Annotated in this window: 17 protein-coding genes; 3 read left to right on the top strand and 14 right to left on the bottom strand. The window is 33.5% G+C overall.

The window, feature by feature from the left end; translation table 11 throughout:
* Positions 1-229: 229 nt before the first annotated feature.
* On the top strand, positions 230-2,053 hold the full coding sequence (locus tag ACTSEZ_RS17570) for a hypothetical protein (RefSeq protein ID WP_369735636.1): 1,824 nt from the start codon (positions 230-232) through the stop codon (positions 2,051-2,053).
* Positions 2,054-2,334: 281 nt separating this feature from the next.
* Here the strand turns inward: ACTSEZ_RS17570 and ACTSEZ_RS17565 are convergent, their stop codons facing one another.
* From ACTSEZ_RS17565 to ACTSEZ_RS17550, 4 genes are all read right to left on the bottom strand, one after another.
* Positions 2,335-2,841 (bottom strand): DUF6933 domain-containing protein, encoded by a 507-nt coding sequence (locus ACTSEZ_RS17565; protein ID WP_369735634.1) that lies wholly within the window; start codon positions 2,839-2,841, stop codon positions 2,335-2,337.
* A gap of 117 nt (positions 2,842-2,958) precedes the next feature.
* Positions 2,959-4,110, bottom strand: coding sequence for a bifunctional metallophosphatase/5'-nucleotidase (locus tag ACTSEZ_RS17560; protein ID WP_369735632.1), 1,152 nt, complete (start codon positions 4,108-4,110; stop codon positions 2,959-2,961).
* The gene (locus ACTSEZ_RS17555) at positions 4,107-4,475 is read right to left on the bottom strand and encodes a hypothetical protein (protein WP_369735631.1); all 369 of its coding nucleotides are present in this window, start codon (positions 4,473-4,475) and stop codon (positions 4,107-4,109) included. Before ACTSEZ_RS17555 ends, ACTSEZ_RS17560 begins: the two co-directional genes overlap by 4 nt.
* A gap of 314 nt (positions 4,476-4,789) precedes the next feature.
* Positions 4,790-6,079 carry a hypothetical protein gene (locus tag ACTSEZ_RS17550; protein ID WP_369735630.1) on the bottom strand — a complete coding sequence of 430 codons (1,290 nt, stop codon included), beginning with the start codon at positions 6,077-6,079 and terminating at the stop codon, positions 4,790-4,792.
* A gap of 209 nt (positions 6,080-6,288) precedes the next feature.
* On the opposite strand from ACTSEZ_RS17550, the gene ACTSEZ_RS17545 reads away from it, so the two are divergent.
* Together ACTSEZ_RS17545 and ACTSEZ_RS17540 are read left to right on the top strand one after the other, a co-directional pair.
* On the top strand, positions 6,289-7,524 hold the full coding sequence (locus tag ACTSEZ_RS17545; protein ID WP_369735628.1) for a BCCT family transporter: 1,236 nt from the start codon (positions 6,289-6,291) through the stop codon (positions 7,522-7,524).
* 530 nt (positions 7,525-8,054) lie between these two features.
* Positions 8,055-9,071, top strand: a complete 1,017-nt coding sequence (locus ACTSEZ_RS17540; RefSeq protein ID WP_369735627.1) for a hypothetical protein — start codon at positions 8,055-8,057, stop codon at positions 9,069-9,071.
* A 283-nt stretch (positions 9,072-9,354) separates the two neighbouring features.
* Here the strand turns inward: ACTSEZ_RS17540 and ACTSEZ_RS17535 are convergent, their stop codons facing one another.
* From ACTSEZ_RS17535 to ACTSEZ_RS17490, 10 genes are all read right to left on the bottom strand, one after another.
* Positions 9,355-10,467, bottom strand: a complete 1,113-nt coding sequence (locus ACTSEZ_RS17535; RefSeq protein WP_369735626.1) for an alginate lyase family protein — start codon at positions 10,465-10,467, stop codon at positions 9,355-9,357.
* A gap of 78 nt (positions 10,468-10,545) precedes the next feature.
* Positions 10,546-11,874 (bottom strand): lipid II flippase MurJ, encoded by a 1,329-nt coding sequence (locus tag ACTSEZ_RS17530; RefSeq protein ID WP_369735624.1) that lies wholly within the window; start codon positions 11,872-11,874, stop codon positions 10,546-10,548.
* Complete coding sequence (locus tag ACTSEZ_RS17525; RefSeq protein ID WP_369735623.1) at positions 11,859-12,944, bottom strand: glycosyltransferase family 4 protein; 1,086 nt, start codon at positions 12,942-12,944, stop codon at positions 11,859-11,861. The genes ACTSEZ_RS17530 and ACTSEZ_RS17525 overlap by 16 nt, the downstream gene beginning before the upstream one ends.
* Positions 12,916-14,043 carry a polysaccharide pyruvyl transferase family protein gene (locus ACTSEZ_RS17520; protein ID WP_369735621.1) on the bottom strand — a complete coding sequence of 376 codons (1,128 nt, stop codon included), beginning with the start codon at positions 14,041-14,043 and terminating at the stop codon, positions 12,916-12,918. The genes ACTSEZ_RS17525 and ACTSEZ_RS17520 overlap by 29 nt, the downstream gene beginning before the upstream one ends.
* A complete protein-coding gene (locus ACTSEZ_RS17515) occupies positions 14,044-14,502 on the bottom strand; it encodes a glycosyltransferase (RefSeq protein ID WP_369735620.1) in 459 nt (152 codons plus the stop codon).
* Positions 14,503-14,518: 16 nt separating this feature from the next.
* A complete protein-coding gene (pssD, locus tag ACTSEZ_RS17510; protein WP_369735721.1) occupies positions 14,519-14,959 on the bottom strand; it encodes a PssD/Cps14F family polysaccharide biosynthesis glycosyltransferase in 441 nt (146 codons plus the stop codon).
* A complete protein-coding gene (locus ACTSEZ_RS17505) occupies positions 14,946-16,205 on the bottom strand; it encodes an O-antigen ligase family protein (protein WP_369735618.1) in 1,260 nt (419 codons plus the stop codon). Before ACTSEZ_RS17505 ends, pssD begins: the two co-directional genes overlap by 14 nt.
* 1 nt (position 16,206) lies before the next feature.
* Positions 16,207-16,869 (bottom strand): sugar transferase, encoded by a 663-nt coding sequence (locus ACTSEZ_RS17500; protein ID WP_369735617.1) that lies wholly within the window; start codon positions 16,867-16,869, stop codon positions 16,207-16,209.
* Between the two features lie 16 nt (positions 16,870-16,885).
* Positions 16,886-17,767 (bottom strand): UTP--glucose-1-phosphate uridylyltransferase GalU, encoded by an 882-nt coding sequence (gene galU / locus ACTSEZ_RS17495; protein ID WP_369735616.1) that lies wholly within the window; start codon positions 17,765-17,767, stop codon positions 16,886-16,888.
* Positions 17,768-17,785: 18 nt separating this feature from the next.
* Positions 17,786-19,114 (bottom strand): UDP-glucose dehydrogenase family protein, encoded by a 1,329-nt coding sequence (locus ACTSEZ_RS17490; RefSeq protein ID WP_369735614.1) that lies wholly within the window; start codon positions 19,112-19,114, stop codon positions 17,786-17,788.
* Positions 19,115-19,247 lie beyond the last annotated feature (133 nt).

Genomic DNA, 19,247 nt, shown 5'->3' with positions numbered 1-19,247 from the left:
AATTTAATACGTTCTGCTGTAACAAGATGCAGAGATTGCGGATCAATGACTGATGCTTACGGAAGCCGCTGTGAAAATTGCGGAAGTTCAAATTTTTAATCTGAAGTTAAAAGGTGTTTAAAAATACCTTTTAACTTTTTATTTTTTGATATGTTCATATAAAGGAAGTTTGTTATACACTTTCCTCATTTACAGAACAATGAATAAACATTCACTAAAGGAGATGTACATGAATAAAATTGCAATTATACTATTATCCCTTTTGATACTAGTTGGCTGTAACTCAGAAAGCGATAGTACCAATCACAATACACAAAAGACGCAAAATGAAATAAAAGTGAATACAATAAACAATTTAGAGTTGATGGGTAGAACAGGAATGACTGTAGGTTACTTTGATGCAAGGCCTAGTGACAAAGAGGATCACTTCACTCTGATGACAAGAAGCAAAGAAGATATTGTAATATGGCTCTTAGGTTTAAAGAATCAAGTTAATGAATTTGAATATTTAAGTGAAATTCAATTTGGGATTGCAAATGGTGACGAGGGGTTTGATTCGAGTATTGAAAGTTCTAAAAAAAATATTGCAGGGACACTGAAAGAAGAGACTATTAAAAAGTTTAATAACTCAGGTGAAGATACAGAATTCAGTGAATCTTCTCATAAATCTATTAAAGAACTACCCTTTTATTCAGAGTATAATTCTCTTGACTACAATAAATCAGAGACCGTAATGGATGTAATGACTAAACTAGTCTATTTTAATTTATATCCAGAAGTAGAAGTTAAAGATAATGAAATATTTGATCAAAACAATAAACTAATCATGCGATATGACAGTACTGGTGATAATCACAAATGGCAAATAGCTTATAATGCAGAGTTTTTAAAGTTCGGTGATGTCGAGTTTAAATTACATAAAGATGGTCTTAAACGTAAGGCTCAAATGCAGCTATTGTCGTTTGATATTTATCAGGCTTTAAATGGAGAAAAAACCCAGACAAAATATGGTGTATATGCTCAAAAAGCAGTAGATTGGTATTTAAAAGCTAAAAACCAAACGCAAATTACACCAGACGAAGTCATGAATATGTACTATACAGCACTTGAAAACCCTAAGACTGATAAAATTTCTAATAATTTTAAAACAAAGATTACACCCCTACTTAAACTTTCAGAGGAATCTCTCGGTGAAGAAGGACCACCAAATGAACTGTTACCCCACGTTAGGCTCAGAGCAGTAGAGGAAAATATATTATGGACTAAAGTGGAAGTTTTAGAATTTGCGAATGAATCCTACAAAACTGGACGTTCACTTCGTTTAACTGCTAAGTATAACAATAAAACTGCTGACTGGTATTTAGAAGATATTGAAATTATAGAAGCATCTGACAAACCATTTGTTTTAAGTTCGACAGAAGTGGAAAGGTTTTTTTCTCATAAAGGAATTGAAATTCAATTATCTGATGAACAAGTAGATCCAAATTTCTTTCAATTCACTGTCTCAAATGAAAATCAAATGTATGTTAAAGGAAGCGAACTTAAGATAGATCGAGGAAATGGATTAATCAGTTATGTTGATGGAATTATAGATTCTGCAGAAGATAATGATTTTGATGAAATTATAGAAGAAGATATTGATCCTGCTGTTACTCACAATAACCCCACTGTAAATGAGGAAACGGATAATAGTAACAAAAGTCCATCAGAAGATATAGAGAACACAGATAATCATGAAGACTCTGGACAAAAGAAAAACGGTGATTTGACTATTAAGAATTATGAAGGAGATTGGATAGATGCTAAGGGTATTCATTTTATTAAAGTTAAAAATATCACAAATAACTCAGCAGATATTACATTCGACATCTGTTCAAATAATTGTGTGCGAATTGCATCTGTAGGTCCAGTTAATCTAACTTTTAATGAAGGTATTGCTTCGTATAAGTATGATGACGACGGATGGGGAAATAATGGCGAATTTACCATCAGGTTGAATCCAGGAGAAATGTCAGTTACTCACAATGGGACAGAAATAATCCTTTTTCAATAATCTCTAGTAAATCTCCTAACGGAAAATTTAGGTCATCTAGATTAAATATAAAAAAGGAATACATTTGTCAAGTCACATTAAGACCCGTCAACTACGGGTCTTTTTTCAAACTAAACCTATTCATTTTTGGCGTTTTTCTTCTTTTAGGCAGTTGAGGAACGGTTCTGATGCTCTCTTTCATTTTCCGTTAAAAAGACTGTTTGCCTAAGTAACTGCTCGACCCAAATTGTGTGATTGGTTTGTTCTAAATGTACATTCTATAATTCTTTTCGCTTTAGAGGTCAACCATTCAACTCCAGCAAATCCCTATACATAGCCTCATTCGGATGAAAATAACTACCCTTGCCATCTCCAGCCAGCAGCGAACTGATCCATTTGCTCATCTCTACTTGAACAACGGTATCTATTTCCAGGAATTTTTCGCCGAAAAGGACGTTTTCACATTGTTTATTTAACCTCGCAACCAGAGTCCGGTTTTTAGTTTTAGCAAACGTCAGAGGTGATAGGGCGTTTAGATATTCATTAATGACTTCTTCATCAATGGCTTCAGATTGGAAAACCTCGCGAATCGCTTTTATGAGCAATTGATCTAAATTCTTTTTATCCTTGGCTTTTAATCCATAAAGGACAATGCCATATCGGTTTTTGTCGTTAACCAGCACCAGAAATTTATGCCTGCCGAACTTCATTGCATTGGCATGCCAGGATAATAAAGGGGCTGTTTCTTCAGCCTCAACTGGAGTAACTTTCAGTTCGTCGAGCAGTTTTTTGGTACATTGGATTAGCATGGTACTCTCCTTTATGTATAGGAACTATCTATAACATATCACTCTTTGCTCAAAAATAAAAAGCGGGAATCCGTTTAATAAACAGCTTCCCGCTTTTTACCTTATTCACTGTTTCTCCTATTGCACTACGTTAATTCTCCCCTCTGTCCCCACATTAATAACCCCTAATTCCTTCGCATACTCTATCAAAACTTCCGCATCCGTACGTGCACTCTGCTCATCCACCAGCAATTGACTGTCTTTAAACATCGTATATCCGTCTCCGCCGTTAAATACATAATTCAACATGGCGACTTTGTACGTTTTTTGCATGTCAATCGGTTCGTTGTTGACTGAGATCGTTTCTACTCTTGATCCCACTGGTTTAGCAGGGTTATAGGAATAGGTCATGCCTGAGATCTGCATAAATCCGCCGCCAAGGTTTTCGACTCTTGAGACTCCGTTCTCGAGAGCAGCTTTGATGGTTTCTCCTTTTACGTCTGCCAGGATCACTTTGTTTTGAAAAGGAAGAATGGAGTATGCATCACGGAGAGTAAATTCTCCGGCAGGGATACTGGTCCTGATGCCGCCGCCGTTCATCATGCCGATATCCGCATTGTAAAAAGAACGGTAGCTGTCTGCTACAAAATTGCCGATATTTGTTTCCTGATATCTCGTTTCATGGTTATCTCCATAAACCAGAGGAATCTCTAATTTTGCAATGGGTTTGCCAAGCTCCTCTTCCAGCTTATTTTGATAATAATCTGCGAGCTTTTTTAATTCAGGATCTTCCGGCACCGTATGATCGACCTCTATTACTGACGGCTTAAGCTCAATGTCTTTTCCGTCTTTGATGATATCCAACCGGATCATTGAGCCAAGATTTCCTTCTGGAGCAAGGATGTAACGATTGTTTTCATATTCATGGATAAATGATTGATCCTCTGCTTGTTCTTCCGTAAACACGGCATTGATTTCAAGCACTTCTGCCAGTAATTGTTCATCCTTCTTTAAGGATTCTTGTGTTAACGCAATAACAGCGTCCACTTTTTTTGTTTCTTTCATTTTTTTAACTGCATGTTTGGCCGACTGGATAAGATCCTGCTGAACGACTTTCCCATCTGAAGATGTTGTGTTCATATCATCCGTAAGACTAATAACGCCAATTTTAATCCCCTGTTTATTCATAATCTTGTAGGTTGGAACATCAGCAAATGGCTTTCCTTCTGTATCTGTAAGGTTTGAAGACATCCATTCAAAGTCGGATTGCTCAACCAGTTTTTTCGTCACATCCGATCCAAAATCAAAATCATGCTGACCAAGTTTGCAAGATCAATGCCAATTTCGTTAAAGGCTTCAACCATCGGAAACCCTTGGTACACAGCGCCAAATAACGTACCGCCGCCTAAGTCTCCTCCAAATGCTACCGCCGTATGTTTATTCTCACTTCTAACACGGTCAATGGCAGTTTTCAGCCTTGCGACGCCGCCCCGGTCTCCCAGTTTATTAACGACCGGACTAATTTCATGAGCATCGTTAAAGTACAATACTGTTGCTTTTCCAGGCTGCCCTTTTGCCTCAGCACTTACGCTGCTTAGTAACAAAGAGCTGATAACAATGACAAAACTTAATACGACAAGAAATAAGCGATTCATAAACACTCTCCTTTTATGTAATAGAGTTCGTTCCTTTTAAGTATACAAGGAAGGTTTGAAAGGAATGTTACGGGTATGTTAAGATGTATTTTTTGTAAAGCAATACAATTCCTTATTTGATTTAAATTCCCAGAATGCCTCTCCGTTAAGGCCAAGCTAAGAGGAAGAATAATTGCATAAAAAAAAAAACGCACCTGTCCTAAAACAGATGCGTCTTACCAAAACATCAGGACAGTTCTCACGCTTCAAACTTTAATAGAAGCATAAGAACCGCTCACGTTTTCTCGTGCTTACTATTGCTAATATATCAATATTCAGCCAAAAATCTCCTCCGTTGTTACACTAACCGTTACCCTGTTTCGTTGTCTATACTCAGTAATATATGTCTTAATATTTTCTATCTTTAACATTCCGGGAATTTCTTCCCCTCTATTCTTTTCATAAAACTTGTCTAGTATTTCAGCAAAAAGATCCTTCATATACTGATTATCTATTTCAAGTGTCTTATTTAAAAACAATATAATTAAATCCTGATTCTTCAGGATTCCTTTATATTTTTCTTTCAGCAAAATCTCTTCAATAATTTTTTTAGCTGCGAGAGTAAAAGTAGAATCTTTTTGATTATGCTCGTCATTAAACATGAATTGCAATAACTGATTAAATGTGTAGCTTTCAACTTCTTCAATCATATCTTTATATGGCAGGTTTGATATCTCATCTCCTTCTATTAATACAGCATTGTAGAAAAAAATAATTACATATTCGAGAAATTTATATTTAAATAGATTGTCATTGTTTCCAAAAAGATTTAGATGAGTAATAACCCTTGTAAAATTAAATAGCCGGAGAATCTCATATTTTTTACAGATAAGGCGGTCTCCATCAAAAATCCGCAAGATTTCTATGGCCCATTTGTCCTGCTGGTCACTATGCCTGAATAACTGAAAAAATTCATATGAGATATCATGTATTCCTTTTGAATTGTTTCTGTAGATGTAGGGTGAAATATTATATTTTTTCTTTAGTTTCCTTCTAGATTTTTTAGAGTAATCGTAGAGTAAGGAATCTCTCCCAAAAATCTCTTCGAAAGCAAGCTGTGATTCACTATTGTATGTATTAAAGTAACTAATAACATTGCTGGACAGCTTCTTACTAGTTCTTGAACCACCTGTCATCTTTGTTAAAACATCTGCTTCCTGATGATCAAAGTTATCGCTTTCATAATACAAACCTTTGATTTCATCCTCATAAATTTGATTCTTCACGAGTTTATTTTCTGAAATGATATATGCAAAAAAGTAGTATATGGCAAAAACTAAGCTGATCATAAGAAAAACAGAATTTATTAATCTAAATTCAAACGTTTCAACAAACATTAAAAATAATGAAAAGACATTAATTATGGCAAACACAACAAGCATTTCATAAACTCTAAATAAATTAAAAATACGATACTTTTTTACTAAAAACTTGCCATAATCAATACCAATAATCTTCTTAGTTTCAGCTAATGATGTTAATCCAATTATGGTCATATTGATCGCAATTACCGCAATAATTAAATTGCTGTCAAAAATAATGCTCTTTAAATCTATGAAACTCACCAAACATCCCCCCAAGTATTAAATTGTATCACTCTTCTTGTATACATTAATATCCATATTAACAATAATTGGATATATCGTGACAGATGATTCTATGATACTAATCCAATAAAATTCTGAAGATAGATAATACATCTTATGAAACAATTTTACTATTAATAAGAGCAACTTAACATATCAAACCTTAATGATTGAGATGCCTCTTAAAGATGATTATCCACCGTTGCGGTTGCTACCAAGTAACCATGAATCTGGAGCCTAACAGCGCAGGGGCAGCCATCTTCTCGATGTCAACCATGTACCTTCACTGGACCATCACTCCCTACGCCATTTACTGCATACCTGCATTAATGTTTGCGTTTGCCTATTACAACATGAAACAGCCTTTCAGCATAGGTTCAACGCTTGCTCCGCTCCTCGGAAATAAGATACACGGCAAATGGGGAAAAGCACTTGATGCCATATGTCTGTACACATTAGCCTTAGGGATGGCAGCAGCCATGGGGACAAGCATTCTGAATTTAGCAGGCGGAGTCAATTATTTATCCGGCCTCAAAAGTGCCCCGCTGTTATGGGCTGTCATTGCAGCAGTGGTGATGACAACATTCATCATCTCAGCTTCAACAGGACTCATGAAAGGGATCCGCATCCTTTCAGACATCAACTTTAAATTATTCCTGTTCATCATCGTCTTTATCTTTCTAGTCGGACCTACTTCTTATATCCTGAACTTAGGAACCGAGTCTTTCGGCTATTATTTAACACATTTCTTTGAGAAAAGCTTATTTACTGGCGCTGCAGCAAACGACCAATGGCCGCAATGGTGGACCACTTTTTATTGGGCAAACTGGTTTTCATGGGCTGCCCTAACAGCCCTGTTCTTAGGAAGGATTGCATACGGGCACACCGTAAGAGCCTTTATCATTGTGAACTTTGCCTTGCCTGCCGCTTTCGGAGGAATCTGGATGACCATCTTCGGCGGCACTTCCATCTATCTGCAGATGAACGACGGGAAATTCGGAGAAATCTTAACCACCAGCGGACCGGAAGCACTGGTGTATGCGGCACTGGAAACTCTGCCATTATCAGAATTTATCATCCCGATTTACCTGTTTATTGTCTTCATATCCTTCGTGACCTCAGCCGATTCTACCCTCGCAGCAATGGGAGGCATCAGTTCCAAAGGAACTACCCCTGAAAGTCCAGAACCAGGTGTCTTCATTAAGGTCGTATGGGGTCTCACCATTAGTGCAGTTGCTTGGGTAATGATCAGTTTCGCTAAGATTGATGGAATTAAAATGCTGTCTAATTTAGGCGGAGTGCCTGCTGTTTTATTGGTTATTGGTATCGTTTTCGCTCTTATAAAAGTGGCTAAAGATCCTGGGAGGTACGATAGGACTGTGGGAGAAACAGTTGAGGAGAAGAAGCAGAACAAAGCGGGGTGAAAAATCATTTTTAAAAACGCATTTGTTTTTTTGACAGGTGCGTTTTTTATATTCCTTGCATCAAGGAAGTTTAAATTTATTCCTTATATTTCCTATACATAGATTTTTAAGGGATTATGCGTTATGAATAGATGATATCACAACCTATTTCTCATGCTCTTCTGCTTAATACTTAAAATACTTTAAGGATATAACAAGGCTGCACAACCCATTAAAAATATTGTCGAATTATTTAGGTGTTGCTATCTGCATCTTTTGTGCTATATTAAGAACGTGGATTGAGAGAAAATATCCCAATAAATAGAAATAACTAGTATTTTTTTCGTTATTTACATACGATCTAAATTCTTTTGGAGTATTTTTTCTCAAGTTTTTCTTCTCATCTTAGTTCTAGCGTAGGTAAAGTCGGCTATTGATGTTCTTTATTAAGAATTTTATCCGGAGGTGATTGTTCAATTCGTTTCATGTAGTTTCAGCTTTTATTTTAATCCTTAAAAAATATATTAAAAAACAAACTGGAGGAATTAAAAATGGGTATTATCAGTGGAAAAGTAGCAGCTTTAGCATTAACAGGATCACTAACAGTAGGCGCTTTTGGATTTGCATTTACAGGCGGCGAAACGGTAGATCAAGTAAAAGCACAGCTTGAAGGTTTAAAAAATAAGGTAACAGCATATGAATTTTCAGAGAACGCTCTATTTGAAAAAATCGGTCTTGTAAAAGCTGATGCAACGGAAAAATTAACCTTTGCGAACGGGAAAATCGTAGAAGCTAAAAACCAAATTAACGACCTCGAAGCCGAAAAATCTTTACTGACAAAAACAAATGCAAAGTTGACTGCTGAAAGAGACCAGCTACTTGCTGATAAAGCACAGCTTGAAGAGTCTCTTGCTTCTGCAAACGCTGATAAAGCACGTTTAAATCAAGAATTAGAAGCTGCTAACGCTAAAATTGCAGAGCTAAACAACATAATTGCTGAGAAAAATGCTGAAATTGCTGAGCTTGAGGGAGAAGTATCCGGATTAGAGAAGCAATTAGCTGATTTGCAAGCCGATTATGATGCACTATTTGCAGAGAATGAAGCAAACAAATCAGAAGCTGAACGTGCAAATGCCGAAGTGAAAAAAGCTAATGAAAAGGTTGCAGAATTAGGAGATGTATCTGCTGACGTTGAAGATAAAACTGAAAACCTTAAGCCTATGACTCAAGAAGAGTTAGACGCAATCAGCACTGAAAATAAACCGGATGTTTTCGATGCTGAATTAGTTGTAAAGAACTTAGGCTTAACTTACATTCAAGATGGTCAATCAGAAGCGTTCAAAGCTGCACACCCAGATCTTAACATCCAAGAGGGGGATAGAGTTTGGAGAATTTCAAACAGCAATGCATTTAAAGTATACGTAGAGTATGTTAAAGGTAATGAAAAAGGAGAGTTGGTTGCAAACCCTAGCCAAACTTTCTACTTGACAGAATCCGGCGGAACTATGATCATTAAATGGCAAGATGAAAATGGTGTTTGGAAACAAACTGTAAAAGCTGGGGCATAATTATTACTCTTACTTGTAAAAAACACGGCTGCTGACTTTAGCAGCCGTGATTTTTTTAGTACTTTCTTTGACTACAAACTCCATCATCTGCGCCTTCTCCTTTAAAAGTTTTTTCTCCAACTTTGAGGTGGGGGAGCCAAGTTGATCTTAAATACAAAAGGGGCTGTTCTAAAATTTATGATAAGCAAGTTACATTGACTTAATATCGAGGCTTAAGATGAATACCTTTGGTACACCAGGTTTCCCTATATATATCCTAAAACGCTTTAAACTCTAGCACTATTTAATTAGAAGAAACTTTAGGAGGTAGTAAAGTAGGGAAATTCCAAGATAAATGATGCGGTCCCCTGTTAGCTACATATCCCCCTAAAATTGGTCTATATTGTTTTAATATACTATCATAATTCTCATGTGGATATATATGTGACATAGCTTCAATTAAACTACTCGGCCAATTGTTATCCCCTTCTAAATTCGGTATTTCTAAGTCCAATTCAGTATAGTACTGCCACTTACTTGGATTTTCTACTGCATTATATAATTTATCAAATGCAGTTTTCATCCTTTTACCTTCTATACTATTTAGATCAAATAAGTTAGTACCTGTTTCGTTAAAAATAAGATATGCAGACTGTGTGAGTGGTGTTAATGCAAAAAATGTATACCTCATACTTTTAGCTTTTCGTACTACTTCTTTCTCCATTTTTCCATTTGAATCAATTTGGGCAATGATAAGTTCCTTTGTATACTTAACTTCTTTATTAAACTTGTTATCATCTTCTAAATAACTATATACAGCGAGTGAAGCTAAATTCCCCCAATTAGCCCAATTATTCAATTTATTTCGTGCAATTTGAATGGTTGGCAAGTAAGTAAACTCAACCCATTTTTGAAATTGTGAGGTATTCCATTTTTTGTAATCTCGAAGTAATGTAGCACTATATATAAATCCTACTCCGCTATTTGCTGCTACCAACGGAGTATCATCTTTAAATGAAATCTGATTATTTTTTTTGGACCACTGTTCCAATATATCTATTGCTTTTTCTGCATATATATCTTGATCAGTTAACTTCCAAGCGAGACCTAATATATAACTTGCATAAGCATCTTCCGTAATATCTTTTCTGGCTATAGAATGGCCACGGTTATCTTTATAAGTAGCGGGTATATATAAAAAATCTACCGGACTTGCTTTTCTTTTTAAATAATGGTTTGCTAGTTCTATAAACTGTATATAGGCCTCTAGTCTAATATCATCTTTACTTATCATTTTATGAAGGTGATTAAATTCTTTTTCACTATAAATACCATAGGACCTATCTTCCTGAATGGAAATTATCCCAATAAAAATAACACCTACTAATATTATTAATATGAATCGTTTGATAAACATCCTACAAACCACCTGCTATAGAAACGAATTTATTGTTTCTTTATATATTTTTTTCTTCAAGTCTCAAAAGCGTCATTCCTATTGGAATGACGCTTTATTCTTACGTTCAACTTCTGTATTTAATTTCACCCTTAACAAAGCATGGAAAATGAATATCATAATCATAAGTATTCCAATATTAATGTAAGGTATGAGTAAAAATGATGTTGTATCTTTCAAAACATAAAATATCGAAGTTGAAACAACGACAAGAAATAACAACGATACATAATTCACCATTTTTTGCATTTTAAAACCATATAGAAATCTGGTTTGTAAAATCATAATAAGAGAAAGAGGTATTGTAAAGGCATAAATACCAAGGGCATCAGATACTACGTTAACTGAACTTAGATCAAATTCCCCTCTCATAAAGACAAGTTTTGTAATTAGATTAGAGTACACAAACATAATAAGAGATACAATCGAAAATAAAACAAATAAGCTTAAACCTAGTTTATAGTACAGTTTTTTTAAATATGAAATATTGTCCTCTCTTATTTTCCTTGAGATTAAAGGAAATATCATTGCTCCAATACCTACAAGCATCATACCTTGTGGGATTGAAACTAATTTGGTCGAATAATTTACAGCTGACACTACACCTTCTTCATAATTTGTTGCATACATTCGTTGAAGAATGTTATTAATTTGTAATGAAGCCCCTCCAAAAATGATTGGTAGTGATATACTCCAAAACTCTTTAACTTTCATTTCTTTATCTTCAATTTTCTTGGGTTTAATATATATCTGATTTTTTGAGACAAATAATACTTTCATAAGTAACAATGATAGACAACCAATGAATGTACTTAAAGTAAACGCTAAACCAAATGTAACGTAAATGTCCCATTTAAAAAAGTCTAAGGGCACAATATAGATGAGTATAACAAAAACTGCATTTAGAATGATTAATGCAACTTGAGGATATAAAGGTTTTGAAATGATGTTAAACAAACTGGTCCTAAGTGATAAAAAGACATAGACCGGAATAGACCAATAAATAATTAAGATTGAAGGATGAATTGATTCTTTATATACAAAGTAAAAAGATAAAATCAACATAAATAAACATATTGAAGCAATTCCAATATGTTTATAAATAGTTTTTAAACCTTTTAAAAAACTTGTATTATTATCTTTCGAATTAGCAAAAATTACAACAGAAGTTGATAAGGCTCCACCAACTATCAAATAAACATATGTTGGAATACTTAACAGCAAAGACAAATTATCGGCTATAATTGTAGTACCAAATTCATTTGCAATTACAAGTTCTCTAACGAAGCCAACAATCTTCCCAAGTAACGACAATATCCCAATCGTCATAAAGACAAAATATTTATTTTTCATTATTTTAGAAAACATTTATATAGCCTTTCTACTTTTAATATTTGTTGAGATATTGTCATTTGGCGAGCATATTCAACATTCACCCTTGATATTTCTTCTATATCTTGACTTTCTACGATTGTTAATCCCTTATTAATTGCAGAAGAAATTTCATTTATGTTTTCAGCTTCGAATAAGATTCCTCTATTTTCTGCTAAGAGTTCAGATAATCCCCCAACGTTGGAACCAAGAACTAATAATCCGCTTGCCATTCCCTCTATAGTTACTAGACCAGCCCCTTCATTGTGAGAAGGTAATATTAGAATTTTAGAAGCACTGTAATATTCTTTTAGTTCTCTTTTTTCAATTACTCCAGTAAATTCTACGTTCAATTTATATTTATTTATAATTTCTTTACATATTTCATAGACTTTTTTATCATGTAAAGATCCTACTATACAAACATTCATTTGTGGATGATTTTTTAATGCTTCAAATAAGTCTATAACACCTTTTGACTTTATGAAATTCCCTACAAATAATAGATCGTATTCTTTTGTTTTTCCATTTGAAAAGGCTAGAAATGATTCATCAATTCCCATATTGAAAACAACAACTTTTTCAGGATTTACTTGAAACTCTTTGACAATAAGATTTTTCAAATATTCACTAACACAATGAATGCGATCTGCTTTATTTAAAATATGTTTTGTAATTGTCTTGTGAAACTTCGTCCTCTTGGCCATATTGTCAACATCTCCACCATGGACTGTGACAATTGTTTTTGAACCAAAAAACTTGAAAATATCAATTAATAATGCAGTTGGAAAAACATAATGAAAATGCACAATTTGATATTTTTTTATGCAAATGAGTACTTTTATTTGTTTAAGGAAAAACGTTAAATATTTTGCAATAACGTTTTTTTTATCCTTCCTATGATTATTTATCACAATTTTATCGATATGAAAACTCTTTTTTAATCTTTTGTAATGGTTATAAACAAAAGAACCGAACGCAGCATTTTCCTTAGACGGAAACATATTGCTTACTAATAAGATTTTATTATTATCAATTTCACTTTTTCGCCTTGATAACTGATTCAAGAATGCTTACACCCTTTGCAAATTTGCTTTGATAAATAGAATTAGCCTTAATGATATTATTTGTATTACCCACTGATTTATTGATCTCTTCAATTAATACTTCAACATTTATATCATCAATATTAAAGAAATGCTCTTCTAATTCCATTTCACAAAAAAAGCCTTCAACTTTATGGTGATAACCAATACCGAAGATAGTTGAATTGACTAATAATCCAATGATAAGAGAGTGAAGCCTTGTACCTACAACTACATCCAAATCTTGTGTAAATTTAATCAAAGATTTCGGACTGAAAACTTCTTCATTTAAAAAAACGTTTTGTTTTTTTGTTTCCTGAAAAATTTCATTTGCAAGTTTATGATCATCAGGATACTTAGTGCTATATAAATAGATATGATTTTTTTCATTATCAGAAAGACCGAGGATTAGCTTGATCATATTATTTTTATATGCTTCGAACTTCTTTTTATCATATTTTGGCCAGTAATAGTCAGCAAAATATGGTAAGACTGTTATCCCAATCTTTTTTATTCCATCCTGTTTTGTTGTAATTGCATACTCATTTCCAAAGGCTGGGTCACCAATAACTTCTATTGCACGATTTACTGGAATCAATTTACTTAGGATGCTTTTTGACTTTTCATCCCTTACACTAATTACCTTAGAAGAATTCAGAATACTTTTTACTATCCTCTTACCTAAAGATGTTTTTAGAGGCCCAGCGCCAACACCATGGACAATAAGGTCACCATCTCGTTTAACAATATTCTTCACAATGAACCAATACAGAGGTAAATCTCTTGGATACATATCCATTAAAATGCCCCCGCCACCCAAGATTACAATATCAAATTTTCTCTTTAATTTTAATATTTCTTTAATTGAAAATATGATGTTAAGCAATTTATTTTTTTTTTCTTTATAGATTAAATTTTCTTTCACAACACCCTCAACTGTATCGGTATTCTCTTTATTATTAGTAAAAACCGTTATTTCAGCGTCCTTATTGATTGTGAATAATGTGTGAATTAACCCTGACAAAATCGCATCATCACCAGCATTACGATTACCATAGTTACCAACAATTGCTATCTTCATTTAACCAATCTCCATATAATTTATTAAGTCATTAATAAGATTTTTTTCCATTTTAATCTTTGCTATTTTAAAATTTTCATTTAAGAGTTTAGAACTAAGATCTTTAATTTCATGTATGACAGGAATCCCATATTTCTCACTAAAATAGTCTGACATTTCCAGCTGATGATCATCCACATGTTCATTATACTTTTGTCTTCTTGGAACAATAATTATCGGTTTTTCCAAAGTTAACGCTTGATTAATTGAACTGGTGCCTGCATGGGTAATGATTAAATCAGAAGTTTTTATTAACTGATTTAAATCCTCTGCATTTTTAAAATCAAACCAACTAACTTTACCATTTTCCGGAGGTGAACTATAACCAGTTTGAATAGTAAACTCATATTTTTCACTATCGTCTGCTAAATCAGATAAATGATTTATTAATCTGTCAAATCCGAATTTCTGGGTACCCATTAGAACTAATATCTTCTTAATATAGACCACCTCTATAAATAGCTTTTTTGTATACTTTTTGCATATCAGGCCACTGAACATAGAATCGATCTGCTATAAGATACATAATTCGACCAGTTAATGTAGGGGATTTTACCTTTGCAAAACTCTCAATAAAGATAATTTTTGAACCCATAAGTTTTCCAAGAATCATACAAGGTATAACCGCACCTGCACCAGTGGAGATAATATATTCTGGTTTTGTTTTTCTTAATACACGAAAAGAAATTTTTGTATTTATTATCATCGTCTTTATTATATTTTCTTTCCTATTAAACATTTTTAAAAAGTACATATTATCTCTTTGTAGTACAGAGGGGTGCTTCTCAACTAAGTAGATAATATCCTTATCATCTAGTACTGCTGCAATTTTATTAACTTGAGTAAAATGTCCACCCGTTGAACTAGCTATTAACACTTTCTTCAATTTTTTTCTCCTTTAAGTCTGCAGAAATTAAGCCCAACAATGTAAAAATAATGATAAATTGTGGACTTGAAAAATATATTTGTTCGGCTAAAGATTCTAAGAATGCTTGAATAAAAACAAAAATAAAAATGTAATAGTAATATAGATTCAATCTCTTTTTAATTTGTTTTCGGTTCCTGAAAATAATTAAAAATACACTTCCATAAAGAATAATCCCTACTAATCCTGTTTCTCCTAGAATTGCCGGCCAAAAAGTATCAGTCAACCACATTGGATTATCTGGTCTTAATCCCCACACACGATTCAATCCAAATTCATAGTAAACGCTACTATATGGTTCAATTGACTGAAAGGTTCCATATGTACCAAAGCCAGTGCCAACTGGAAAGTATTCTTTTGCTATTACAAATGAGAATAAGTATAAAGCTTTTCTCGCTGACTCATCATAATCAATTTGAATATATCTATCAATCGTCAGTGAGAATATATCTCCAAAGAAAAATAAAAAGATAGGCACTACAAATAAACTAACAACTATGATACCTAATAACTTATTTTTCGACTTAAATAATAAGTAAGAAATAAGAAACGCTAATAACATTATCACTTTAAATCTTAGCGAAATAAGTGCAAACAAGAAAAAGATAACAGATATGATAATATCTTTTTTATTTTTATTAATTAAATACCTCGAGAACATAATGATTCCACACAAGCTCATAAACCAACCATAAACACCCGGATGTGTCATCAGAGATTGTACGCTAACTAAACCTGCCCTTATGTCCTGACGGTAATCTAAATTTAATAAAGCTCTAAATTTTTCATAAAGTAAAAAATCTATTACCGCAAAAAACATGAGTATAAATCCAACAGATATAATTGTTTTTATAATTATACTGATTCTATTTTCGTTTTTTCCAGTTAGTTCAAAGATTGTTATATATATAATAAACCCTTTCACTACTAGGAAAGAGCTAATAATAGAATTTATAGAAATCCCGTCTCTCAAAAAACTGGATATAAAACCAATAAACAAAAATGCAATCGTTATTAATAAAACTAACATTGTGTGTTTAGAAATGGTTTGACTTTTTAATAATTTTAGAAATACTAAAAATGCCAAAAATACAACAATGACCTCATCCGCCATATCTATTAAAGGATGTAAGTTTACAGCTAATAGTTCTTGAAATAACAAAATTACTAATACAATTTGTATAAAAATTCGACTCATTTTACTCTCCATTAGGAATTAAAATTATTTTTATTGTCATAAAAATAATTTTAAAATCAAAAAAAATTGTCCTATTTTTCAGATAGTAAAGATCCAATTCTACCATTTCTTCAAATCCTACATTATTTCTTGCTGTTGCCTGCCAGAGTCCTGTGCATCCTGGTGTTATTAGTAATCTTTGTAAATGATTCTCATTATAAGTTTCTACTTCTCTAGGTAGTGCTGGGCGTGGCCCAACCAAACTCATTTCCCCTTTCAGTACATTCAACAATTGTGGAAGTTCGTCTATAGAAGTTTTTCTGATGAACTTCCCAATTTTAGTGATCCTCGGGTCATTCTTCATCTTAAACATAGCCCCAGATACTTCATTATGCTTTAATAATTCATTTAATTTATTTTCTGCATCATGTACCATTGACCGAAATTTAAACATGTTAAATTCTTTACCATTTTTACCAACCCTTTTTTGAATAAAAAAAACTTTTCCTTTAGGATCTTCAAGTTTGATTAAAATTGATATAAGTAAAAAGAACGGAAACAATAATATTATTCCGATTAGTGAACCAATAATATCTATAACTCTCTTTCTCTTTTCGTATAGACGCTTTAATTCCAATCTGTCTACGATTTCTGGCTCTATAGCTGTAATAGAGTAACTTTCCATAAAAAACTTTCACCTCTTACCCTTTTACTTTAAGCGCATTTAATAAGTCTTTCATGTATCTGATCATCTCATCCTTGATATCATCATGCTTTAAGGAAAACTCAATTGTCGTTTTAATAAATCCTAATTTTTCACCAACGTCATATCTAGTGCCATCAAAATCGAAGGCATACACAGATTGTTTCTCATTTAATTGTTGAATTGCGTCTGTTAATTGTATTTCCCCACCTGCACCTGTTTTTTGACCTTCTAATAATTCGAAAATTTCGGGAGTTATTATGTATCTACCCATAATTGCTAAATTAGATGGTGCTGTTCCTTGTGCAGGTTTCTCTACAAAACGGTTTACTTTATAGAGTCCCCCATCACTTTCTAAAGGATCTATTATTCCATATCGATGTGTTTGGTCTTCCGCAACTGATTGAACACCTATTACAGATGAGCCAGTTTTCTCATATTCATTTATTAACTGCTTTAAACAAGGAGTTTCTGCTTCAACAATATCGTCACCAAGTAATACTGCAAACGGCTCATCACCAACAAATTTTCTAGCACACCATACCGCATGTCCAAGCCCTTTTGGCTCTTTTTGTCTAATGTAATGAAGGTTAATTCCCGAAGAATGATTAACTTTTTCGAGTAAATCATACTTTTTCTTCTCAATGAGGTTTTGCTCTAGTTCAAAATTGTGATCAAAGTGATCTTCAATCGCCCTTTTACCTTTTCCCGTTACAATAATTAGGTCCTCAATACCCGATTCAATCGCTTCCTCAATGATATATTGAATGGTTGGTTTATCCACAATAGGAAGCATTTCTTTTGGCATAGCTTTGGTTGCTGGTAAAAAACGAGTTCCTAATCCAGCAGCTGGTATAATTGCCTTTCTTACTTTTTTCAATTAAAACGCCCCTTTTATTTAATTTACAGCAAGTGATTTTACAGTATTAATCGTCTTTCTTCCCATTGAGTGATATTCAAGATTGTGGTCCTTAACAATCTCAAGGTCATAGCAATTACGGCCATCAAATATAATTGGTAATTTCATTTGCTCTTCGAATACTTTCAAATCTAAGTCTTTAAATTCATTCCATTCTGTAAGTATCAATACGGCATCAGCACCCATCAGTGCTTCAGCAGCATCTGATGCAAAGTTCACTTTTGCATCCAGGATTTTCTTTGCGTTTGTCATTGCAACAGGATCATAAGCAAAAACATTAGCGCCCTTCTCAATTAAATGTTTTGTGATAACGATTGAAGCTGCTTCTCTCATGTCATCTGTATTTGGCTTGAATGCTAGTCCAAGAATAGCAACTTTTTTACCTGATAGACTTTCAAATCTATCTTCAAGTTTATTTAAAAGAATTTCTTGCTGTTTTTGATTAACACGCACCACGCCTTTTAATAAATCAAAATCATACTCTACATTTCCTGCGATTTGTATTAGAGCCTTCGTATCCTTTGGGAAACAAGAACCGCCGTATCCAATGCCAGCATTCAGGAACTGAGAACCAATTCTGCTGTCCTGCCCCATGCCATTGGCTACGTCTTCTACGTTGGCATTCAATTTTTCACAGATATTTGAAATTTCATTAATAAAACTGATTTTCGTTGCAAGGAAAGCATTTGCTGCGTATTTAATCATTTCTGCGCTTCGAATATCCGTCTTGAAAATTGGAAGTCCGAATGGCTTGTTGATTTCTTCTAATATAGTTGCTGCCTTTTCTGAACTTGAACCGATCACAATTCGATCACCATTAAAAGAATCATAAATAGCAGAACCTTCACGCAAGAATTCGGGATTTGAGACAATCTCAACTTTTACATCATGAACCAAATTATCTTCGATCACTTCTATAATCCAGTCATTTGTACCAACAGGTACGGTGCTTTTAGTTACTACTACAACATCTTGTTTCACGTTTGAAGCAATATCCTTTGCTACATACTCAACATATTTTAAGTTTGCTGAACCATCTTCTTTTTCAGGTGTCCCTACAGCTATGTAAATGACATCAGCTCCGTTAAAACCTTCTTCGTGATTTGTTGTAAAGTCCAGTCTCTTTTCTTTAATGTTTTTTAGCATTAATTCATCAAGACCCGGTTCATAAATAGGAGAAAATCCCGCTTTCATCTTATCTACTTTTTTTTGGTCAATATCAATACACGTAACAGTATGACCAAGCTCAGAGAGGCAAGTTCCAGTCACAAGACCTACATAACCCGTTCCTACAACTGCAATTTTCATTACATTCACCTTTTTCTTATCATTTGAATTGAAATAGTTAACCGTAAAGCATTCTCATCGTAACAATCTATAGTTAACTATCTTTCTTTTTAATCAAGATGGGCATTGAATTCACCCTCACTCCGCATCCTTG

Source organism: Metabacillus mesotrionivorans, assembly GCF_052171315.1.
GTDB lineage: Bacteria > Bacillota > Bacilli > Bacillales > Bacillaceae > Bacillus_P.
This window is presented reverse-complemented; position numbering and strand designations above follow the sequence as displayed.